21 protein-coding genes are annotated in these 21,595 nt (G+C 69.9%); 9 read left to right on the plus strand and 12 right to left on the minus strand.

From position 1 onward, the window contains the following. Positions 1-203: 203 nt before the first annotated feature. Complete coding sequence (locus NXI30_28455) at positions 204-809, minus strand: YdcF family protein (protein MCR9098171.1); 606 nt, start codon at positions 807-809, stop codon at positions 204-206. Positions 810-950: 141 nt separating this feature from the next. Between NXI30_28455 and NXI30_28460 the strand changes: the two genes are divergently transcribed. From NXI30_28460 to NXI30_28470, 3 genes are all read left to right on the plus strand, one after another. Next, a complete protein-coding gene (locus tag NXI30_28460) occupies positions 951-2,303 on the plus strand; it encodes a sodium-dependent transporter (protein MCR9098172.1) in 1,353 nt (450 codons plus the stop codon). Positions 2,304-2,377: 74 nt separating this feature from the next. Further along, complete coding sequence (locus NXI30_28465; GenBank protein ID MCR9098173.1) at positions 2,378-2,812, plus strand: HIT family protein; 435 nt, start codon at positions 2,378-2,380, stop codon at positions 2,810-2,812. Positions 2,813-2,859: 47 nt separating this feature from the next. After that, complete coding sequence (locus tag NXI30_28470; GenBank protein ID MCR9098174.1) at positions 2,860-3,444, plus strand: hypothetical protein; 585 nt, start codon at positions 2,860-2,862, stop codon at positions 3,442-3,444. Between the two features lie 54 nt (positions 3,445-3,498). Here the strand turns inward: NXI30_28470 and NXI30_28475 are convergent, their stop codons facing one another. The 4 genes from NXI30_28475 to NXI30_28490 all read right to left on the minus strand — a co-directional run bounded on the left by NXI30_28475 (position 3,499) and on the right by NXI30_28490 (position 7,646). Continuing rightward, on the minus strand, positions 3,499-4,317 hold the full coding sequence (locus tag NXI30_28475) for an SDR family NAD(P)-dependent oxidoreductase (GenBank protein MCR9098175.1): 819 nt from the start codon (positions 4,315-4,317) through the stop codon (positions 3,499-3,501). Positions 4,318-4,327: 10 nt separating this feature from the next. Continuing rightward, entirely contained in the window at positions 4,328-5,317 is a 990-nt protein-coding gene (locus NXI30_28480; protein ID MCR9098176.1) for a hypothetical protein, read from the minus strand. Further along, positions 5,314-6,291, minus strand: a complete 978-nt coding sequence (locus NXI30_28485; protein ID MCR9098177.1) for a hypothetical protein — start codon at positions 6,289-6,291, stop codon at positions 5,314-5,316. Before NXI30_28485 ends, NXI30_28480 begins: the two co-directional genes overlap by 4 nt. Positions 6,292-6,401: 110 nt before the next feature. Beyond that, positions 6,402-7,646 (minus strand): hypothetical protein, encoded by a 1,245-nt coding sequence (locus NXI30_28490; protein MCR9098178.1) that lies wholly within the window; start codon positions 7,644-7,646, stop codon positions 6,402-6,404. 271 nt (positions 7,647-7,917) lie between these two features. Here NXI30_28490 and NXI30_28495 point away from each other — a divergent pair, with 271 nt between their 5' ends. Next, on the plus strand, positions 7,918-8,880 hold the full coding sequence (locus tag NXI30_28495; GenBank protein MCR9098179.1) for a metallophosphoesterase: 963 nt from the start codon (positions 7,918-7,920) through the stop codon (positions 8,878-8,880). Between the two features lie 72 nt (positions 8,881-8,952). On the opposite strand, the gene NXI30_28500 is transcribed toward NXI30_28495, so the two are convergent. Both NXI30_28500 and kdsA read right to left on the minus strand, forming a co-directional pair. Further along, entirely contained in the window at positions 8,953-9,804 is an 852-nt protein-coding gene (locus NXI30_28500) for a nucleotidyltransferase family protein (GenBank protein ID MCR9098180.1), read from the minus strand. A gap of 6 nt (positions 9,805-9,810) precedes the next feature. Beyond that, complete coding sequence (gene kdsA / locus NXI30_28505) at positions 9,811-10,623, minus strand: 3-deoxy-8-phosphooctulonate synthase (GenBank protein MCR9098181.1); 813 nt, start codon at positions 10,621-10,623, stop codon at positions 9,811-9,813. A gap of 647 nt (positions 10,624-11,270) precedes the next feature. On the opposite strand from kdsA, the gene NXI30_28510 reads away from it, so the two are divergent. From NXI30_28510 to NXI30_28520, 3 genes are all read left to right on the plus strand, one after another. Then, positions 11,271-13,832 carry a mitochondrial fission ELM1 family protein gene (locus NXI30_28510; protein ID MCR9098182.1) on the plus strand — a complete coding sequence of 854 codons (2,562 nt, stop codon included), beginning with the start codon at positions 11,271-11,273 and terminating at the stop codon, positions 13,830-13,832. Continuing rightward, positions 13,829-14,977, plus strand: a complete 1,149-nt coding sequence (locus tag NXI30_28515) for an acyl-CoA dehydrogenase family protein (protein ID MCR9098183.1) — start codon at positions 13,829-13,831, stop codon at positions 14,975-14,977. The genes NXI30_28510 and NXI30_28515 overlap by 4 nt, the downstream gene beginning before the upstream one ends. Positions 14,978-15,279: 302 nt before the next feature. Further along, positions 15,280-15,804 (plus strand): GNAT family N-acetyltransferase, encoded by a 525-nt coding sequence (locus NXI30_28520; GenBank protein MCR9098184.1) that lies wholly within the window; start codon positions 15,280-15,282, stop codon positions 15,802-15,804. Here NXI30_28520 and NXI30_28525 read toward each other — a convergent pair. From NXI30_28525 to NXI30_28535, 3 genes are all read right to left on the minus strand, one after another. Continuing rightward, positions 15,776-16,441 carry a porin family protein gene (locus NXI30_28525; GenBank protein MCR9098185.1) on the minus strand — a complete coding sequence of 222 codons (666 nt, stop codon included), beginning with the start codon at positions 16,439-16,441 and terminating at the stop codon, positions 15,776-15,778. The two genes, NXI30_28520 and NXI30_28525, sit on opposite strands and share 29 nt — an antisense overlap. A gap of 223 nt (positions 16,442-16,664) precedes the next feature. Next, the gene (locus NXI30_28530; protein ID MCR9098186.1) at positions 16,665-17,894 is read right to left on the minus strand and encodes an LL-diaminopimelate aminotransferase; all 1,230 of its coding nucleotides are present in this window, start codon (positions 17,892-17,894) and stop codon (positions 16,665-16,667) included. A 289-nt stretch (positions 17,895-18,183) separates the two neighbouring features. Next, positions 18,184-18,369 (minus strand): hypothetical protein, encoded by a 186-nt coding sequence (locus tag NXI30_28535; protein MCR9098187.1) that lies wholly within the window; start codon positions 18,367-18,369, stop codon positions 18,184-18,186. A gap of 320 nt (positions 18,370-18,689) precedes the next feature. Between NXI30_28535 and NXI30_28540 the strand changes: the two genes are divergently transcribed. Next, positions 18,690-18,974 carry a glutaredoxin gene (locus NXI30_28540; protein ID MCR9098188.1) on the plus strand — a complete coding sequence of 95 codons (285 nt, stop codon included), beginning with the start codon at positions 18,690-18,692 and terminating at the stop codon, positions 18,972-18,974. A 73-nt stretch (positions 18,975-19,047) separates the two neighbouring features. Here the strand turns inward: NXI30_28540 and NXI30_28545 are convergent, their stop codons facing one another. Next, on the minus strand, positions 19,048-20,109 hold the full coding sequence (locus NXI30_28545) for a hypothetical protein (protein ID MCR9098189.1): 1,062 nt from the start codon (positions 20,107-20,109) through the stop codon (positions 19,048-19,050). A gap of 108 nt (positions 20,110-20,217) precedes the next feature. Between NXI30_28545 and NXI30_28550 the strand changes: the two genes are divergently transcribed. After that, the gene (locus NXI30_28550) at positions 20,218-21,210 is read left to right on the plus strand and encodes a zinc-dependent alcohol dehydrogenase family protein (GenBank protein MCR9098190.1); all 993 of its coding nucleotides are present in this window, start codon (positions 20,218-20,220) and stop codon (positions 21,208-21,210) included. A 70-nt stretch (positions 21,211-21,280) separates the two neighbouring features. On the opposite strand, the gene NXI30_28555 is transcribed toward NXI30_28550, so the two are convergent. Continuing rightward, a partial coding sequence (locus NXI30_28555; protein MCR9098191.1) for a hypothetical protein occupies positions 21,281-21,595 on the minus strand: 315 nt, incomplete at its 5' end.

Here is a 21,595-nt window from a genome sequence, read left to right on the forward strand (position 1 = left end):
AGCGTTGCGCGGCTTCGGTCGCGGGGTCTTTCGCGCAGCGTTGCGCGGCTTCGGTCGCGGGGTCTTTCGCGCAGCGTTGCGCGGCTTCGGTCGCGGGGTCTTTCGCGCAGCCAAGGGCGTCCCGTGCTCGTCGAGCGATTGCGGGGGGAGGCAGGCGGGGGGCAGGCGGAGCATGCCACAGAAGGCGCCCGCAGGAGCGTCGTCTACGCGAGGATCACGTCGAAGACGGCGCGGAGCCAGGCCACGTGCTCGCGGGTGCGGGCGCGTAGACCGCCGATGCCACCCGCCGCGGGAAGGCCGACCGCCTCGACCCCGAGCCGCTCGGCCAGCCAGAGCGAGCGGGGCAGGTGGAAGGCCTGGCTCACCAGGACGATCGGACGACCCCCGCTTCCTTCGCGCGCGAGGAACTCCATCGTGCGGATCGTCCGCTCGCCGTCCGGGTCGAGCGCGATCCCCTCGTCCGGCACGCCCGCGGCGATCAGCTGGTCGCGAAGGGCCTCGGTCTCGCCGAGCCGGCCGAAGCCGCTCGCGAGGACGGTCGCGCGCGCATCGTCTCCTCGCGCGGCGAGGGCATGGTAGGCGGCGGCGCCGGCGGCGACCCGCGCCGTGAAGAGACGATTGGGCGCGCCGGTCGAGCGCTTCACGCGGCAACCGAGGACGACGACGTGCGCGCGATCCGGGAGCTCCGCCAGGGAAGCGAGCCGGCGGTCGCGGAGCGATCTGCGACGGCGCAGGAAGACGGGCAGGCCGAGCGCGACGAGGCCGGCGACTCCGAGGACGGCGAGCAGGAGCGAGAGAGCGGGGATCAACGCGGGTCTCGTGCGGAGCGTTCGGGGGGCCGATGGGGAGGAGACGCACGCCGGGGTTCGGCGTCGGGCCGGGGCGAAGGGTATGCTCCGTCCGGGTCGTGCGCTCCTCGGCGCGCGAGGCTTCTGGATCTGGGGGGAACCATGGCCGGTGCATCCGCTTCTCGTGAACCTTCTCGCGAGCAATGGCAGACGAGGTGGGGCTTTCTGCTCGCCGCGGTCGGGTCCGCCGTCGGGCTCGGCAACATGTGGCGCTTCTCCTATCTCGCCGCGGAGAAGGGCGGCGCGGGCTTCGTCGGTCTCTATCTGATCTTCACGCTCCTGCTCGGGCTCCCGGTCATGCTCGCGGAGCTCACGATCGGTCGCGGCGCGCGGCGCGGACCGATCTCGGCGCTCGCCCATTTCGGCGGCGACCGCTGGCGCTGGCTCGGCGCGGTCTTCGTCGCCGCGGGTTTCGTCATCCTCTCGTACTACGGCGTGATCGGTGGGTGGACCGTCCGCTACGCATTCGAGGCCTTCTTCGTGGGCTTCGCCGAGGACGCCGGCGCGCATTTCGGCGCGGTCTCCGAGGGGCACGGAAGCCTTGCCATGCAGGTCCTCTTCATGGTCGTGACGATCGCGATCGTTTCGGGCGGGATCGGCGCGGGGATCGAACGCGTGGCGAAGGTCGCGATGCCCGGGCTCTTCCTGATCATGCTGGGGATCGTCGTCTACGCGGGGAGTCTCGACGGGGCGGGCGCGGGCTACGCCTACTACCTGAACTTCGATCTCGAGAAGGCCCTCGCCCTCGACGTAGTCGTGGCCGCCGCAGGGCAGGCCTTCTTCAGCCTGAGCCTCGGCATGGGCGCCATCCTGACCTTCGCGAGCTATCTCCCGCGCGAGAGCAATCTCAGCCGCGAGACCGTCGTGATCTCGCTCGCGGACTTCGGGGTCGCGTTCGTCGCGGGCCTGATGGTCTTCCCGCTGATCTTCGCCCTGGGCATGCAGAGCGAGATCTCGGGCGGAACGATCGGGGCGCTCTTCGTCGCGCTCCCGAAGGCCTTCGCGTCGATGGGACCGATCGGCCGCGTCGTGGGGGGCGCGTTCTTCGTCGCGCTGGTCGTGGGCGCGCTCACCAGCGCGATCTCGCTGCTCGAGGTCGTGGTCTCCGCGGCCATGGACGCCTTCGGTTGGACCCGCCGGCGCGCGGCGCTGATCGGCGGGACGGCGGTGACGCTCTGTGGCGTGTGGTCCGCCTACGACATCGCCATCCTCGACCTCGCCGACAGCGTCGCGACCAATCTCTTCCTCGTGGGAGGCGGCCTCGCGATCGCGATCTTCGTCGGCTGGGTGATGGACGATCCGATCGGCGTCGCGAGCGAAGGCGCCGAAGCGTCCTTCGTCCACGAGGCGTGGCGGGGGCTGCTCCGCTTCGTCGTGCCCGCCGCGCTCGTGTTCATTCTCTGGAATTCGCTGCCGGAGACCTGGGCGAAGATCACGGGCGTGCTCGGCGGCTGACGCTCGCGCCGCGCCGTAGGCCCGGCTCGCCCGTGGCGCTACGCTCCGCGCTCACCTGCCACGGGAGCGCATCCATGCCCAGCATCTTCACGCAGATCATGAACGGCGACATGCCCGGCCACATCGTCTGGAGCGACGACGTGTGCATGGCCTTTCTGACCATCGCGCCGCTCAAGCCGGGCCATACCCTCGTCGTTCCGCGGGAAGAGGTGGACGGCTGGACGGATCTCGCGCCCGAGGTCATGCAGCACCTGACCGGCGTCGCCCACTCGATCGGTCGCGCTCTCGACAAGGCCTACCAGCCCGAGAAGGTGGGACTCACGATCCTCGGTCTCGAGGTGCGCCACGTCCATCTCCACGTCTCCTGCATCTGGAAGCCGACGGATCTCGACTTCGGCAACGCCGACGCCAACGCCTCGCCGGAGTCGATCGCCGAGGCCGCGGAGACCGTGCGCGGGGCGCTGCGTGACCTCGGATTCGGCGACCGCGTCGTCGACGCCGCCGGCTGACCACGAGCGCGCGTCGGCTCCAGGCACGACCGGGTGAAGCCGAGGGGATGAGCATGAGGCAGGCGGCACGATTCTCTCTGAGCGGGTTTCTCGTGGTCGGGCTCGCGGCCGCGATCTCCGGGTCCTTCGCGGAGACCGCCGGCGCGCAGGTCCCTGGGATCGGCCAGGATCCCGGTGCCGCGCTCTTCAACTGGGACGTCGACGAAGTGCAGGGCTCGACGGTCCAGAAGCGGGACATCGCCAAGGCGTACGAGCAGGCCATCGAACACCTCGAGGAGGGCCGGTGCCGAGACGCCCTGAGCAAGTTCGACTACGTCCTCGATTTCGTCGACGACAATCCGACCGTGTACTACGCCGCGGCGACCGCCGCGCGCTGTGCAGGCTCCTTCCGGTCGGCGACCGGACTCTACGAGAGTACGATCGAGTTCGATCCCAAGAACTGGGACGCCTATCGCTATCTCGGCATCTCCCACCTCGCCCTCGGCGACCTCGAGGGCGCCACGGATGCGCTGGGAGAGCTCGATCTCGCGAAGGAAGACTGCGCCGGGACGTGCGCTCCCGAGCTCGAGTCTGCGTACGCTTCGTTGCGCGAGGTCGTGCAGAAGGCGCAGAAACTCCTGAGCACGAACTGATCAGTGGGCCGTGGCGCCGTCGGCGCGCTCCGGTGGTTGCGACAGGACGCGCCGCTAGACCCCGTAGTGATCGCGGATCGTCTTGAGCGAGAGGCGGTCCGAGAGGAAGCGCTTGCCCAGCCCGACGAGGAGCGCCTCGCGGCCGACCGGGTAGCGGAGCTTCGGCTTGCGGGCGGTGAGCGCCTGCTCGACGGCGTCGGCCACGACCTCGGGGCCGGGGCTCTTCGGGAAGGACTCGCGGATCGTCTTCTCCGACGTCGCCATGCGTTCCGCGTAGGGCGAGTCGGGCGCGACGTCGCCCCAGTCCATCACGTCGTTGAAGTTCGTGTTGATGTCGCCGGGCTCGATCAGCGAGACGTGGAGGTGGTAGGGCGCCACCTCGTTCGCGAGGGCGAACGCGACGCTCTCGATCGCGGCCTTGGTCGCGGAGTAGTGGGCCTGGAAGGGAATCGGGGCTCGCCCGGCGAGGGAGCCCACGAGGAGGATCCGGCCCGCGTCGCGCGCGCGCATCCGGGCGAGCACGGGCGTCAGGACCCGAAGCACACCGAAGAAGTTCGTCTCGAACTGCGCCCGCGCCCGCTCGAGGCTCGTCTCCTCGACCGAGCCGTAGATCCCGAAGCCGGCGTTGCAGACGAGGCCGTCGAGGCAGTCGACGCGGTCGTGGATCGCGGCGAGACCGGCCGCGACCGAGGCGTCGTCGCAGACGTCCATCGCGATCCACTCGATCCCGTTCGCGTCGGGACCTTCCTCGGGGCGGGGCTTCCGGCTCGTGCCGAACACGCGCCAGCCGCGCGCGGCCATCCGTTCGGCCATCGCGGCCCCGAGACCCGAGGACGCGCCGGTGACGAGGACGGACTTCTGCGGCTCCATCATGGGCTCCCTCTCACCCGTCCCGGCGCAGGTTCCGCTGCAGCAGGAGGGGCAGGATGATCGGCCAGGCGAAGATCAGCGGATGCCGCCTTTGTCGCTCGGTCAGCTCGATCTCGTGCCCGGCGTGCCGCTCGAGCTTCCAGAGCACGTAGGGTACCCAATCCCCGAACGTGAACGCGGTCTTGAAGAGGCGCGCGAGGCCGAGGGTCCGCGACGTGATCCGCATCAGCCGCCAGCGCAGGCGCATCGATCGGAGTCGCGCGGGCGCGACGGTGATCGAGAACGAGCGCGGGTGCTCCATCGCTTCGTCGACGAAGCGGGTGCGCGCGAGCACGTGGAAGGCGAGTCGACCGAGCTCGTCGTAGCGCACTTCGTCGGCGCGGTAGTTGCCGACGATCGTGTCGTCGGCCTCCGGGCGCCGCTCGCTGTCGTAGGTCGTCCGGAACGCCGTCTGCCAGAACGCGGAGAGGGAGAAGCGGAGCAGTCCCGACTGGTCCGGCAGGTGGCAGAAGAGGCGGGCCACGAAGGTCACGACCGACTGGGCGACGGCCTCCTCGAAGAAAGTGCGCGCCTCGTCGTCCCGGCAGACGAGGAGCCGCGCGGGCTGGGCGAAGCGTGCCCAGACGTAGGGGTGGCGGGCGCCGAGGCCGGTGCCGCGCTCGAAGGCGCGGCGATCGAGCACGCCGTACTTCGTGCGGAGGGTCTGGCCCTCGTGATTCCGCTCCAGGTAGTAGACGCTCGGCGGGGCGATCCGGTTGGCGGTGGCGTGGCCGAACTTCTCGTGGGCCGAGCCGTAGTCGTCGACGACGACCCAGTAGTCGAGCACGCCATCATCCGTCTCCTTCCGCAGGCACGAACCGTAGAAGAGGACGCCGGCGACGGCGTCGCCGTGGATCGCGGCGACTTCCTGCGCGAGCCACTCGACGGAGGGACGCACCGGGCTGGCCAGCTCCGCCGCGACCGACGCGCGGAGGGCGACGAAGGGATCGTCGGACTCGCTCACGCCCTTACGAAATGAACCACGCGTTCCGCGGACAGGGCGATGCTGCGGTCGGGATCGGGCTGCCAGAGCTCGCCGTCGACCGTGAAACCGCAGCTCATGCGGAGCTCGGCGCGATCGACGTTGCGGCTCGTGTAGCCGGTCTCCGGGTTGACCCACGCCGGCGGATTGCCGCGCAGGATGCCCGGGGCAGCCTTGCCGAAGGACTGGCAGGGCGCGGCGAGGGCGGTGAAGCGGACGCCGCCGGGTCCCTGGCCCCAGAACGGGCGCATTCGCGAGAAGAGGCGGGAGAGGGTCGACGCCATGACGAGGTGGAACTCGCCCTGATCGACCGCTTCGCCGTCGAGCAGGATCTGGACCTTGTCCGGGGTCAGGATGCCCGTGTGGTCGCCGGTGATCATGCGACCGATCAGGCCCGCGGTCACGAGGGTCGCGCCGGGCACGCCCTCGAGGGTATTGCGCTGGCCTTCCTTGTCGAAGAGGCGGTGGTTCAGCTCGATGGCGCGCTTGATGATCCCGGCGCCGAAGAACATCCCGTACTGGGCGGCGCGCTGGATGCCGTAGCCATAGGACACGCGGAGCACACGGCGGGGCTCGACGCGTTCGGCGATCCGGCCGTCCTCGGCACACTCGAGGAGGGCCTGCAGGCCGCGCAGCGGATCCTTGTCCGCGGCGAGGTCCATCGCGCTCATGTTCGTGCGGCCGGCGCGGAGCGGGGCCACGAGCGGGACGCGGTCGCCGAAGACACCGGCCCCGAGGATCTCGGTCAGGACGTACTGGAGCGTGCCGTCGCCGCCGTTCACGACGAGGAGATCGACCTCCTGCCGCGCGAGCTCCGCCAGCGCCTCGGGCATCACGCCGGCGTGTTCGGTCTCCACATGGAGCACGTCGGGATGGCTCCGGAGAAAGCCGAGCATCCGGCTGACCTGCTCCTGGCTCTTGCCCGCGCGCAGATTGTTGACGACACCGATTCGCAAGTTGAGTCCGACCTGTTTCGTGAGCGAAGGAGGAGATCCGGGCTCCGTTCCGGCTCCCGGATCGGAATTCCACGCGCCTTCTCGGTTCGGGGAACTCCGGGGGTACCGCTCTAGCGGCGCCCGACCGGGTTGAGGAATGTGATGGAAGCCACGCCGTTCGAACTGCCGGAGGCAGTGATCAGCGCTGTCTCTTCATCCGTCTCCCGTGTTGCGCGTGACGTTTCCGTGGCAGTCGCGCTCGTCGTTTCGTCGGGAAGGGGGAGGGACGGGGTTCCCGGCGCGGAGGAAAGGCTAACCCCGATCCGCGCGTCCGCCCACACCTCCTGGGGTCGCGATCTTCTTCGGATGAACCAGCGGAAGGGCTGAGGGATGACCTCGAGGGGATCGAAGCGCAGCCATTCCCGGGCGAGGGAAATCGACCCCGCGAACTGTGTGTCGGCGATCTCGAAGCCCGCGGGTGTGGGGTACTTGCCCCCTTCCTGCCCAGAGAGCTCGCTCCACGGCTTCTCCACGTTGATCGGAGACTCAATGATCCGTCCGACTCGATCGGCGGCGATGGACCAGGCTCCAGTCCAATCGCCGTCGCCGCGGAGCTGAATTGCATAGAACGATGTCTCGGAGTCAGCTCCGTAGACTTCGAGTCGCCGGGACAGGAGTCGCGCTTCCTCCCGCGGCGTCCAGGTGTGGACGAGCCACGCGCGTCCGCGCGTCTCGACGGGCGTGCTCATCCAGGGCGCGAGGATCGTGCCCTTCGTCGGCGCGCCCATCGCGAGGACCTCGACGTGATAGCGGGGCGGCAGCGCAGCGGCCGGCACGGCCGCGCTCGGAGCGGTCTCGTGGAAGTCGAAGAACATGCGGATCTCGATGTCGTCCTTCGTGATCCGCAGCTCGCCCTTGGGTCGGTGGAGATCGAGGTGACTGGCGGCGATGTCGAAGAAGAGCCGGTCGTCCGACAGCGTCCAGCGCGCGCGGCGGCGCCCGTTTTCGTAGCGGTAGGGCGCGCGGCCGGGCTCGACGAGGTGGCCGACGGCGACGGCGCTGTGCTCACCGGGGCCGACGTTCGTGACCAGGAAGCGCTGGGTGATGCGATGGCCGCTCTCGAGCTCGAGGAAGAGCGTCCAGGCCTCGCTCGCGTCGTCCTCGGAGAGCAGGCGCGCCGACGGGTCGAGCACCGGACGCGGCGAGGGCAGGGGAGCGGGAGCGCGTGGGACGTTGCTCGTCACGGGAGTTTCGCGCGGAACGGTCGTCGGTGGTTCGGCCTCGGGCTCCGGCTCTTCCGGGCCCGGGGCGCCGGCGAACGCGAGACCGGTGAGGAGCAGCGCCGAGGCGAATGCGAGCGCTCGGACCACACGCATCGAGACGAGCGGGCGCGCGCGGTGGCCATCCGAGGACCGGTCTTCTCGAGCGTGGGAATGCAATGGGGATCCTTCGAGCGCGAAGGGGGGCGCACGGACCGGGCTCCGGACGGAGGCGATCCGGGGCGATCGAGGCTATCACAGGGCTGCGAGGGCGTTGATGCGTGCTTCGTGAGGTCACGCGGGCCTCGGTTCGGCATCGTGTCCGTGGCCGACCCGGGCCCCGGCAGAGTAGGGCCCCGGCGACCCGATCCGGTTCCAGGAGTTTCGATTGAACGGCGAGATCCGTTTCGCGCACCTCTCGGACTGGCACGCCACGACCCTCGCGGGGGGCGGCCTCGACCGGTTTCGCGGCAAGCGCCTCTCGGGCTGGGCTTCATGGGCCCTCAATCGCCGGCGCTTCCACGACCCCGCGATCCTCGACGCCGCCATTCGTGACGTGCAGGCCCAGGGCGTCGAGCGGGTCCTCGTGACCGGGGATCTGACCCACATCTCGCTCGAGCAGGAGTTCGAGGTCGCCGCGGGACAGCTCGCCCGGCTGGGCTCTCCGGAAGAGGTCTTCCTGATTCCGGGCAACCACGACTGTTATGTCCGGACCGACCCCGCGCGGTCCTGGGATCATTGGGCAGCGTATCTCCGAGGTGCCGGGCCGGACGCGCTTCCGCCGGGGCTCGGCGCGCTCGCTTCTCCGGAGCCACCGAAGGGCCGCGCGCCCATCCACGCCGACTATCCGACGCTGCGGATCCATGGCCGCCTCGCGGTGATCGGTCTCTGCTCCTCGATTCCGACGCCGGTCTTCGTCGCCGGAGGACAGCTCGGACCGACGCAGCTCGATCGGCTGGAACGTCTGCTCGCCGCGCTCGGGGATGAGGGCTATTTCCGCGTGCTGCTCATCCATCACCCGATCGCGAAGGGGAGCGAGCCGGCGCGTCGGGCGCTCTGGGACGGCGAGGCGCTCTGTGCGGTGCTCGGGCGGACCGGCGCGGAGCTCGTCCTGCACGGCCACAAGCACCGCCGAAGGCTCCATCGCGTCCCCGGTCCCGACGGCCCCGTTCCGATCGTCGGCGTCCCGTCTTCGTCGGAGGTCGGGAGCAAGCCCGGCAAGCGCGCGCAGTACCACCTGTACACCGTCAGGGAACGCGATGGCGGGCGCCTTCGCCTCGACGCCGAGATCCGTGGCTACGACGCGGCGAGTGGCCGCTTCGAGGCCGTGGCGGAATCGCTTCTCGGCTGAGCCGTCGCCTCTGGGCGCTCGGCGGATTCGTCTCCGTCGCTTGCGGGCGCTCGGCGGATTCGTCTCCGTCGCCTAACGGGTCGCGAGGATCGAGCGGACGAGCTCGAGGTCCTCGATCTTGTCGACGTCGACCGCGGCTTCGGCGATCGGAAGGCGGACGGCGTGGACCCTGGCACCGATCACGCGGGAGGCGCGGTCCATCGCGCCGGCGAGGTCGAGTCGTCGCGTGACGAAGAGCGCGAGGTTCACGAGGCCGAACGCCCGGGCGAGCTTCCACGGCTGCTTGCGGTCGTGCTCGACGCGCTGCCAGAACTCCGCCGCCGCACGGCTCGCCGGCGTCCGGAAGTAGAAGAGATTCGCACCGGAATAGCGTTCGTCCCGGAACGGGAGATAGGTCCGCTTCGCCGCCGGAAAGCGCGCCCGGATCGTCGCGCTGGGCACGAGCCCCAGGCAGAGATCCGTCCCGTCTTCGCAGCCCGCGAAGAACGCGTCGAGCATCGCGTCGTCGAGCAGCGCGTGGTCCGCGGTGGTGACCAGCACCGGCCCGTGCTCGAGGCCCGCCGCGTCGAGGCTCTCGAGTACGCTGCGGCTCGGGGAGTCGGTGCTCCGCAGGAGGGCCACGCGACCGGAATCCACGAGCGGTGCCCAGCCGGGCAGGGCTTCGACGAGATCCGGCCGGTCGATGTTGACCAGGACGCGCTCGAGGGAGGAGCGGGTCAACAGGAACCGCACGACGCGGAGGAGCATCGGTTCCCCCTCGATCTCGAGGAGCGCGCGATGCGCCGCGCCCGCCGCCTCGGCGAGGGCGTCCTGCCCGCTTCGTCGGCCGGCGAGGACGACCGCCTGACGCGGGCCCACGACGCCGGGGTTGCCTCCCGGCGCGCCCAGGGCCCCCGCGGAGGCGCCTGCGGCCTCCGAAGACAAGGCTGCCTAGCCGAGGTTGCGGAGGGCGGAGTCGATGGCGCGGACCTCGGCGAGGAGGCGATCGAGCTCTTCGAAGCTGATCTGGCTCGGGCCGTCACAGGGGGCGGCTTCGAGGTCCGGGTGGGTCTCGACGAAGAGCGCGTCGATTCCGGCCGCGACGGCGGCGCGCGCGAGCGGGGCGACGAAGCGTCGATCGCCACCCGACGACCCGCCATTGGCACCCGGGTACTGGACCGCGTGGGTCGCGTCGAAGCAGACCGGGGCGAAGTCGCGCATGGCGACGAGGCCCTGCATGTCGGTGACCAGGTTGTTGTACCCGAAGCACGTGCCGCGATCGGTCACGAGGATGTCCTCGCAGCCGTAGTGCTTGAGCTTGTCGACCGCATGGCACATGTCGTGCGGTGCGATGAACTGGCCCTTCTTGAGATTGACGGCGATGCCGGCCGCGGCGCAGGCCGCGATCAGGTCGGTCTGACGCATCAGGAAGGCCGGCACCTGGATGATGTCGGCGACCTCGGCGGCGAGCTTCGGCTGTTCGGGCTCGTGCACGTCCGTGAGGATCGGGAGCCCCGTCTCCTTCTTCACGGACTTCAGGATGCGCAGACCCTCGTCGATGCCCGGGCCGCGGAAGGAGTCGTGGCGGGATCGGTTGGCCTTGTCGAAGGAGGCCTTGAAGACCAACGGGAAGTCGTGCTTCTCCGCGAGCTGCTGAATCGTGCGGGCGACTTCGATCGCGTCCGCCTCGTTCTCGAGCACGTTCAGGCCACAGATCAGGACGAGCGGTGCGCCGTCTCCGACCGGAATCTTGCCAATCCGCATTCGCGTTCTCTCCTGGACCGGTTGCGAGGATTGCGGCCTCGCTTCTGCCCCGTTCGTCTCATCGATCGTCGCACGTGGTCTCGTCGTGCGTGTCGTGGTCTCGAGCCGAGCGGCTCCGGCGATGCCGGAGTATCCCCCAATCGGGACGGCTGTGTATGAATCGAAATCGAACCCTCATCGCGACAAACTTCGCACGCCATGTAGCGTTTGGTGTTGGTCGAGCGAGTGTGCTCCCTGTCCGCCGAGTTCCTTCGCGTTCGAAGAAACGGGGGCGGCCCGGAATCAGACTCTCATGCGTCGGTAGTTCGAGTGGTGAGCCGATCGTCACCGCGGGTTTCCCGACGGAGAGTCGGGTCCGGCTCCAAGTGCGTCACACCCCCGAGACGTCCTTTCAGCGATCCGGCACCGCCTAAGTATGACCGGATCCCGCGCGGCGTCGAGGACCTGACACCGGACTGGAGGCCCGCAGGCCCACATGTGATCGGAATCGTTGGGGAAAACCTTCGTTTTTCGCGCGAGTGGACGGAGAGTCCGGTCCCGAAGGGCGCTCCGGCGCCTGTTGTAGACTCCGTCGCCCCCGCTGCCCGACCGGGCCCGGATGCCGCGACGCCGGCGACCGACCGGGATCCCCGTCCGAGAGTACGAAGATGGCCGCCTCGAATCCGACCGAGCCCGAGACCCCTCCGACCGACGTGCGCCCCGAGTTCGCCCCGGCCCGGGCGATCCGCGAGGCGATGGAGACGGTCGTGCTTCCCGTGCGGCCCGGCGCGGCGCCGAGCTCGTCGCCGCCCGTCGAGATCTATCTCGGGACCGAGCCGGCCCAGTACCGCGCCAATCGCGTCTTCGTCTGGTCGATCGAGAAGGTGCGTGATCCCGGTCGCGAGGTCCGAATCCACCTCATGTCGGAGCTGCCCGGCTTCGACCGCAAGGGCTGGACGACGGGCTTCACCAACTACCGCTTCGCGATTCCCGCGTTCCAGGAGGGGCGGGGACGCGCGATCTACAACGACGAGGACCAGATCTACCTGACGGATCCCGGCGTGCTCTTCGATCTCGATCTCGAAGGCGCCGCCCACCTGTCGATCTCGGACACCGAGTCCTCCGTCATGCTCGTCGACTGCGAGCGCATGGCGCCGGTCTGGAGCCTGGCGGAGGCCCAGCGCGGCTGGAAGCGATCGCTGCTGCGCAAGGCGTCCGCCGCGACCGGGCTGCGCGGGGCGCTCGATCCGGGCTGGAACGCCCGGGACGAGGAGTTCGAGCCGGGCCAGAGTCACCTCCTCCACTACACGACGCTGCACACGCAGCCCTGGCGCCCCTTTCCGGAGCGCTTCGTCTATCAGCGCGGGTCCTACACACAGCTGTGGCACGACCTCGAACGCGAAGCGATCGAGGCGGGCTTCGAACTCTTCCGTCGCCACGCTCCGAGCCGCGCATTCGAGGCCTGGCTCGAACGCCTGCGCGGGCTGCCCGTCAGCGACATGGGGAGCGGGATCGGCATCGCCGGCGAGTTGGCTCACGCCGTCGAGAGCCTCACGCGCCGGACGAAGTCGCGGAGCCTCGTCGAGGTCCAGCCCGATCTTCGCGGCGACGATGCCCAGAACCCCGGCCGGTTCGGGCTCGACACCGAGCGGCGCGTGGGTCTGCTCGAGTTCCTGGCCGGCGCCGACGAGGACGAACGCTTCGACGCCGTGCTCTGCGTGGACGGGCTCGAGGCGATCCCGGTCTGGGACATCCCCTGGGTCGTCGAGGCGCTCTTCCAGCGCGCCCGCCGCTTCGTCTACGTCGCCGTCCGAACGCCCGAGAGTGCCCCGCGAAGGCGATTCCTTCTGCCGCCGCAGGGCACGACGCACACCCTCGCCTGGTGGCAGAGCCACTTCGAGGCCGCCGCGAGGCGTCACCCCGACGTCGCCTGGGAGCTGATGGCCGCTCGCGGCAATGCCTTCGATGCCGACCGGATCGTGGTTCGGACCGGCGGGCCGCGCCCGGATCCGTCTCCGCCGCTCGTCTGGACGATCTCCGACGGGGCGCCGGGCAACGACGTCCAGGTCCAGGCGCTGGCGGAGGCCCTCGGAGTGCCCCATCGCGCGCTCCGTCCGCGGCTCGGCGCGCGATCCCGCTGGTGGCCCAACGGCTCCCGGGGTGCCCATCTCGACGGCCTCGAGGGCGATGCCGCGTCGGCCGGTCTCGAAGCCCCCTGGCCCGACCTGGCGATCGTGGCGGGGCGTCGCGCCGCGCCGATCGCGCGGTGGATCCGGGAGCGTGCGCGAGGCCGGACGAAGATCGTCGCTCTCGGACCGAAGGTCGCGACGCCGATCGAGGCCGTCGATCTCGCGATCACCCCGCGCGGCGCGAACCTCTTCCCCCACCCGAACCGGATCGAGGTCGAGCGCCCCTTCGTGTCGGAGGGGCCGACTTCGGAGGAGAGGGCGCGTTGGCAGGAGCGGATCGACGCGCTGCCGGGGCGCAAGCTGCTCGTCTCGATCGGCAGCGGCACGCGTCGGCTCGGTCTCGACCGGAGTTCGGCGACGGCGCTCGGACGGCTCGTCGCCGAGAGCGCGGTCGATCTCGGGGTGTCCGTCCTCGTCTCGGCGAGTCGGCACGCGGACGCGGAGATCTTCGAAGGCGTCCTGGCCGGTCTCGGTCGCCCCGCCTTCGTCCACCGCGAGACCCCGGACCAGCGCAGCGAGGAGCGGCCCTGGCGAACCCTCGTGGCCGCGGCCGACGTGCATGTCCTCGTCGGGCTCGGCGAGACCAGCCTGACCGAGCTCTGCGCCTCCGGCCGCCCGGTCTTCCTCGCCCCGCAGCTGCGCGGCGGGCGCACGCTCTGGGCGCGGCTGCGCGATGCGGTCATGCAGGCGGTCGTCGACCGGGCCCCGGCGCGACCGTCCAACGACCGGGGAACGACGCGACCCCAGGAAGGACTGGAGCTCCTGGCCGCGAAGGCGATCGATCGCGGCTGGCTTCGGCCGCGCCGAGACGCCGAAGCGCTGCGCGGTCGACTGGTGCGGGCCGGTCATGCCCGCCTGCTCCGCGCGCCGATTCGCGCGACGGACCTCGAGGGCTTCGCCGGGCCGCCCGAAGACGAGACCCGCGCGGCGCTCGCGCGCATCCGCGCGCTGCTGGGCCTCGCCGACGACACGACCGGATCGCCCGAGCGGGAGCGCGGCAGGGAACGCCTGCCGGAGCGGGACAGGAGCAGGGAACGATGAAACGAACGATCTTCACCGAGGAGCACGACCTCTTCCGCGCCGAGTTCCGGCGCTTCGTCGAGACGGAGTTCATGCCGCACGCGGAGGAGTGGCACGAGGCCGGGATCTCGCCGCGCTGGGCGTGGGAGAAGATGGGCGAGGCGGGGTTCCTCGGCGCCAACCAGCCCGAGGAGTACGGCGGCGCGGGCGGAGACTTCCTCTACGACGCGATCATCATGGAGGAGCTCGCGGACCTGCGGCTCCACTCGCTCCAGGCGTCTCTGCACACGAACATCTGCATGCCCTACCTCACGACCTTCGCGACCGAGGAGCAGAAGCAGAAGTGGCTCGTGCCCGCGATCGAAGGCAAGTGCCTGCTCGCGATCGCGATGACCGAGCCCTCGACCGGCTCCGACCTGGCGAGCGTCCAGACCAAGGCGATTCGCGACGGGGACCACTACGTCCTGAACGGCGCGAAGACCTTCATCTCTTGCGGACAGAACGCGGATCTCGTGATCGTCGTCTGCAAGACCGACCCGGACGTCTCGCCGCCCCACGACGGCATGAGCCTCCTGCTCGTCGAGGCCGGGACGCCCGGCTTCGAGAAGGGCCGGAACCTGAAGAAGCTCGGCCTCAAGGGGCAGGATACGAGCGAGCTCTCGTTCGTCGACTGCCGGGTGCCCGCGGAGAACCTGCTCGGGGGCGAGGGCCGCGGCTTCAAGATGCTGATGGAGAAGCTCCAGCAGGAGCGGCTCTGCATCGGCATCGCGTCGGTCGCCTCGGCCCGGCGATCGCTCCAGGACACCATCGACTACGTCAAGGAGCGGAAGGCCTTCGGCAAGCCCATCGGCACGTTCCAGAACACGCAGTTCAAGCTCGCCGAGATGCAGACCGAGGTCGAGATCGGTCAGGCCTTCGTCGACAAGCTCCTCGTCGCCCACGTGAACGGCGACGAGATCGTCTCCGAGGTCTCGATGTCGAAGTGGTGGGCGAGTGATCTCCAGAAGAAGGTCGCCGCCGAGTGTCTCCAGCTCTTCGGAGGCTACGGCTTCATGGACGAGTACCCGATCTCCCGCGACTACGCGGACGCCGCGGTCCAATCGATCTACGCCGGCAGCAATGAGATCATGAAGGTGATCATCGCCAAGCGGATGGGACTCGGCTGATCTCCGACGACGACATCCGCGACCTCGAGCGGCTCGGCCGGCTCGGCTGGCCGGCGCTCGAGGAGGGGCGGCCCGGAGGCTGGCGTGCGGGGGCGAGCGGTCGTCACACGCGCCGCGCGAACTCCGTCGCGCCCGAGCCCGGCGGCGTCGGCGCGCTCGAGGCGCGGATCGACGAGGTCGAGGCCTGGTACGGCGCGCGTGGGCTCGCGCCGGTCTTCAAGCTGACCGCGGCCGCGGATCCGCCGGAGCTGGACGCCGCGCTCGCCGCGCGAGGCTATTCGACCGACGGCGACTCGCTCGGGATGACCGTCGCGATCGAGGACGTGCTCGCTCGTTCGCCGGCATCCCCCTCGCCCGATACGGTCACGGAGCTGTTTGCCGGTCGACTCGACGATCGCTGGCTCGACGCCTCGTGCCGGCTCTCGGGGATCGCGGACGCACGCCGGGGAGACTACCGGGCGATCCTCGAGCGCTGTCTCGCGACCCAGAAGGCGGTGCTCTTCGGCAGGACCGAACGAGCGGGGGCGGTCGTGTCGATCGCGATGGGCTCGGTGGTCGAGGACGCGGTCTCGCTCGTGGCGGTCGCGACGGTCCCGTCGAGCCGGGGACAGCGTCTCGCGGAGTCCGTCCTCCGGACGATCCTCTTCGCCGCGCGAGAGCACGACGCAGAGTTCGCGCTCCTGAACGTCGAGGCGCCGAACCAACCGGCTCGGCGCCTCTACGAACGCATGGGTTTCGCGGAGCGCTACCGGTACTGGTACCGCGAGCGTTCCGCCGGCGCGGTCTCGCGCGGGACCCCTAGAAGCGGTAGCTCCCACCGACGCTGAACACGCCGACGCCGTCGACGTCGTCGTCGTCGAAGGCGAAGCCGCCGCCTTCGACGAACATGCCCAGGTGTTCGTCGAACCAGTAGTCGATCCCGAGGATGAAGCGTCCGATGAACGCGCTCTCCTCGTCGGACCCGTCGACGTCGATCTCGCCGCCGCCGATTCCGACGAAGGCATAGGGTTGGATCTCGTCGGGCAGACCCGAGTTCTCGATCACGGCGAAGGGATAGACCTTGGGGCCGAAGGTGAAGCCCCAGAACAGGCTGTCGCGCTCGAAGGGGCCGAGCTCGACGTTGTCCTCGCCGCCCAGGAGCTGGAAATGCGCCTCCGCGGCGATCCACGGCATCAGCCGGTAGCCGCCGGTCAGGCCAAAGCCTCCGCTGGCATCGCTGTCGACGCTGCCGTCGAAGTCGATCCGGCCGATCGACACCGCCGCCTGGATGTAGGGGCCCACGAACGAATAGGCGTCGTCCCGCTGGTCGCTCTGCCGAGTGCGCTGGGCGCTGTCCCAGCTCGAGTCCTGCTGAGCCGCGGCGGGCAGCGCGACGAGGAGGCCGGCGAGGGCGGCGGTGAGCGCGGCGCAGGCGATCCGCTGCTGGGACATCCGCTTCCGCTTCGGCTGGGGCTCGTTCGACATGGTCACCTTGGACTCCTCGGGTTCCTCGCCTTCGCAGGCGACGGGTGGACGGCCTGGCGGTCGTCTGCGCCAGGGACGGCGGGACGTTAGTGCCGGCTGCGTGCGGCGTCGACGAAACTCGTTGGCTCCGACCGCCGTGGCGTCGGGCGAAAGTCGGAGACACTCGCGATCCAGGTGATGTGGATCACTTGCGCCCGTCGCCGGATCGGCCCTACGTCGGGCGCTAGAAGCTCTTCGTGATCCGCTCGATCGCCTCTTCGACCTTCTCGCGAATGCCGAAGGCGGAGAGCCGGAAGTAGCCCTCGCCGCAGGCGCCGAAGCCCGAGCCGGGGGTGCCGACGACGTGGGCCTGCGAGAGCAGGGCGTCGAAGAACTGCCACGAGTCCTGGCCGTCCGGCGTCTTCAGCCAGACGTAGGGGGCGTTCACGCCACCGAAGGTGGTGAAGCCCGCCTTCGAGAGCCCCTCCTTGATCAGGGTCGCGTTCGCCATGTAGTAGTCGATGTTCGCCTGGACTTCCTTGGCGCCCTCGGCGGAGTAGATCGCCTCCGCGCCGCGCTGGACCGGGTAGGAGATGCCGTTGAACTTGGTGTTCGTGCGGCGGCCCCAGAGCGTCGATACGGGGACCTGGTCGCCGTTCGCGTCCCGGCCCTTCAGCTCCTCGGGGATCACGATGTAGGCGCAGCGGATGCCGGTGAAGCCTGCGGTCTTCGAGAAGCTCCGGAACTCGATCGCGCACTCCCGCGCGCCGTCGATCTCGTAGATCGAGTGGGGCAGGTGATCCTCGGTGATGAAGCGCTCGTAGGCGGCATCGAAGAGGAGGATCGCCTCGTTCGCCCGCGCCCATTCGACCCACTTCGCGAGCTCTTCCTTCGGCGCGACGGTGCCCGTCGGGTTGTTCGGCGAGCAGAGGTAGACGAGGTCGACGGGGGCGTCCGGGAGCGCCGGCATGAAGCCGGACTCTTCGGTGCAGGGCAGGTAGGTGATGCCCGCGTAGCGGCCCCCCTCGTCCGGCGCGCCGGTTCGGCCCGCCATCACGTTCGTGTCGACGTAGACCGGGTAGACCGGGTCCGAGACTGCGAGGGAGCAGTCGTCCGCGAAGATCTCCTGGATGTTCGCGGAGTCGCACTTGGAGCCGTCGGAGGCGTAGATCTCGCTCGGGTCGATCTTCACGCCCCGCGCGCCAAAGTCGTTCTCCGCGATCGCCTCGCGCAGGAAGTCGTAGCCCTCGCTCGGGCCGTAGCCTCGGAAGCCGTCGGCGGTCGCCATCTCGTCGATCGCATCGTGCATCGCCTGGCGGACCGCGTCTCCGAGCGGAAGGACGACGTCGCCGATCCCGAGCTTGATCACGTCGGCGTCGGGGTTCGCGGACGTGAAGACGTCCATCCGGCGGGAGATTTCGGGAAAGAGGTAGCCGGCGGCCAGCTTCAGGTAGTTGTCGTTGACTCGTGCCATGGGATCGGTTCCGGGGTGGGGCTTGCGCCGAGGTGGAGGGCACAGCGCAGCGTGACCGCGCGCTGAAACAGGGCGAGAGCCTATCCGAATCATGCCCTGCTGCGAACGCCTGGAGCACCGAATCTTCGCGACCTTCTCCCTGCGGCCTGCTCGACGTACTCAAGTACGTCTGCGCGGGCCTCCGGTCCGAGGGTCGCGAATCTTCGGCACTCCCGACGTTCTCGCGACGGGCACGACCGGAACCGGGACTCGGGGGTGTGGCGATGTCGACGGGGAGGCCGCTGGGGGATCAGCCGATCGAGAGGGCGATCTGGCCGGTCTCGACGAGGCCGCCGACGAGGTCGTCGAGCTCCTGCTCGTCCTCGGTCCAGGCCGAGGCGGCGGCGATCAGTGAGCCCAGCTCGCACTCGACGACGGGCGTGTCGTGGAGCTCGGACTCGAGCCAGGTGGCGGTGTCGTTCGCGAAGTCTTCCATCGGATCCCCCAGATGGGGATTCCCAAGAGCAGGATGTGTGCCAGTCGCTCGACGCGCGTGCGACTGATTGAAATGCGCAGTAATTCCGGCGGGTTGTGTGAGCAGGGGAGGCGTGCCCCGCCGCCGCGGGCGGCGGGGCGGCCGACGGGCCGTCGGAATTCCGTCAGGTCCCGAACCGGTTCGCACGATTCCGAACGGCAGGCGGAGCGAAGGGGCGCAGCCCGGGCGCCGGCCCCGGCGGACGAACGCTAGAGTCCGACCGCCCGATCGGGACGAGGTGGAGCCGGGACGAGGTGGAGCCGGGACGAGGTGGAGCAGCGATGACGGCGCAGGAAACGGATTCGGCAGGCAAGCACGGGACGCTGGCCCTCTACGGCTATCCGCAATGCCCCTACTGTGCGCGCGTGCTCCAGGCGATCGAGGAGCTCGACCTCGATGTCCCGCTTCGCAACACGATGCAGGAGCCGGGCTACCGCGCCGCCGTCGTCGAGGCGACCGGTCGCGGAACAGTTCCGGTCCTTCGGATCGACGGCGAGGACGGCGAGGTCGAATGGCTGCCGGAGTCGGCGGACATCATCCGCTACCTCGTCGACAACTACGCCTGAGCCCGAGCCGCGCCACCCCTGAGCCCGAGCCTGGCGGCCTCCGCCCGATCCCGCTTCAGTCGAGCGCGACCGGCTAGGCGCCCAGAGCGGCGAGACCGTCGGCGATGGCGTCGAGGTGGTCCGCGTCCGGCGCCACCACGCGGAGCCGGGCGGTCGAGGGCTGATCCTTCCGCTCGGCGAGGTCGAGCTCGTCGACGCGGAAGCTGCCGCAGCCTTCGGTGACGACGTCGAGGGCGCGGCGGAGCAGGCCGGCGTCGAGCAGGTCGCCGCGGAGCGAGACGTCCGTCGTCCGGATCGGCGTCGGCGGGACCGCATCGGGCTGCGAGAACGGAGCCTGGTCGAGCAGGAGCGAGAGACATTTCACGCCGCCCCCCGCGCGCAGGAATTCATCGACCGGATGGCATCGCGCCTCGAAGCCCCAGGCCGCGAGCGCGTCGCGAAGCCCGGAGCTGGCGGCGTTCATGAAGAGACGATCCTCGATGCGGAGCGCGTTGCACGCGAAGCCCATGGCGTCGGCGTCGTCGACCTCGATCCGGTGCGACCCCGGAATGCGTCGAGCGATCTCGCCGCGCGAACGCGCGTCGAAGGCCGGCGGGTAGTACATGACGCGACCGCCGGGCAAGGGCGTGAAGCACGTGTCGAGGTGATAGAAGCGCGGGTCGACGAGCCGCAGACTCGCGACCTCGACTCCGAAGGTCTCGGCGAGGCCGACGTGGGTCTCGAGCGCGGTCCGCACGCCGTAGCCCGCCCAGAGAAGGGCGACGCCCGGCTGGAAGAGCGCATCCCCCTCGCCCTCGAAGGGGTCGCGGTCCGGCAGCGGTTCGACGGCGTAGCCGCTGCCGGTCAGCCACGCGGTGAAGGGGGCTTCCTCGGCGCGGCGCTCGGCGTTTCGGAAGCGCGCCGGGACCGCCCGGTCGCCCAGCACGAGGCCCGCGTTCGCCGTGAAGCACATGTCCGGGCTTCCCGGATCCGCGGTGACGCTCTCGACCGACGCGAAGCGGACCACATCGTCGAAGAGCGCGCTCCACTGCGCATGGGCGCGGGCGGGATCGACCCGCCCGGACTGCCCCTCCATCCAGGGATTGATCACGTATTCGACGCCGAAATGGTCGGGCGGGCAGGTGAGGATACGCATGGCTCCCTTCCAATCGACGACGCGCCGAACCTGCTTGAGGGGGAGGCCCGCGCCTATGAAGAGTACACTGCGCGCATGGCGAGTGGAGGCAGCGCGTCGGCAGGCGACATGCGCGTCATGCGATATCACGGCGACGGGAAGGGGCTCCGCGAGGAACGCGTGCCGATTCCCGAGCCCGGGACCGGCGAGGTCCGGGTGCGGGTGCGCGCGTGTGGTGTGTGTCGAACCGACCTTCACGTGATCGACGACGAGCTTCCGGATCCGGTCCTCCCGATCGTGCCCGGCCACGAGATCGTGGGCGAGGTCGATGCGCTGGGTCCCGATCTGCTCGAAGCCTCGCCGCTGGCGATCGGTCAGCGAATCGGGATCCCCTGGCTCGGCTGGACCTGCGGCGGCTGCGGCGACTGCGCTGCCGGCCGCGAAAACCTCTGCGCTTCGGCACGTTTCACCGGCTACCAGCGCGACGGGGGCTACGCGGAATACACGATCGCCGACGCGCGCTACTGCTTTCCGCTTCCCGACGCCTACGACGACGTCGGCGCGGCGCCGCTGCTCTGCGCCGGGCTGATTGGACACCGTGCCTATCGGATGGCGGGAGAGGCGCGACAGCTCGGGATCTACGGATTCGGAGCGGCCGCCCACCTGATCGCGCAGGTCGCGATCCACGAGGGCCGCTCCGTCCACGCCTTCACGCGGCCCGGGGACGTCGAGGCCCAGGCGTTCGCGCGACAGATCGGGGCGGAGTGGGTCGGGGGCTCCGACGCGTCGCCTCCGGTCCCGCTCGACGCGGCCATCCTCTTCGCGCCGGTGGGCTCGCTCGTGCCGACCGCCCTCGCCGCGGTCCGTCCCGGCGGCGTCGTGGTCTGTGCCGGCATCCACATGTCCGATCTGCCGAGCTTCCCGTACCGCTTGCTCTGGGAGGAGCGGGTCCTTCGCTCCGTCGCGAACCTGACCCGCGAAGACGCGGTCGACTTCCTCGCCGTCGCGCCCCGGGTGCCCGTTCGCGCGGAGACGCGATGTTATTCGCTCGGCGAGGCGAACGAGGCGCTCGAGGACTTGCGGACCGGGCGGCTCACCGGGGCCGCGGTCCTGATCCCCTGAGACGTGGACCGATGATTGCGCCTCTCTCGATCGCAACCGGATAGAAGACGCCTCCTCCCGTCCCATCTCTCTAGATCGTGAACCTCGCCCGATGCTCTCGGCAGTTCTCGATCGCCCGCGTCCGGATCCGGCCGAAGTAACACTCCGCCAGCCAGCCTCGCAGCGACGGGATACGCCCCGCGAACAGCCGCTCACGAAGCACGTCCTTCACCTCAAGCGCCCGCCTCGTGATCCCCAACGCCTGCGCCGGTGTCCCCTTCCTCCGGTTCTCCGACCGATCCTTCAGGTAGTTTCGCCACACCGCCCAGATCGCCATCCGGTACAGCGCCGACTGCCGCCGCTTCGAGAACGCGATCGTCTCCCGCTTGTGGTTCGCACTGCAGTG

The sequence above is a fragment of the bacterium genome, assembly GCA_024742285.1.
Lineage (GTDB): Bacteria > Myxococcota_A > UBA9160 > UBA9160 > UBA4427 > UBA4427.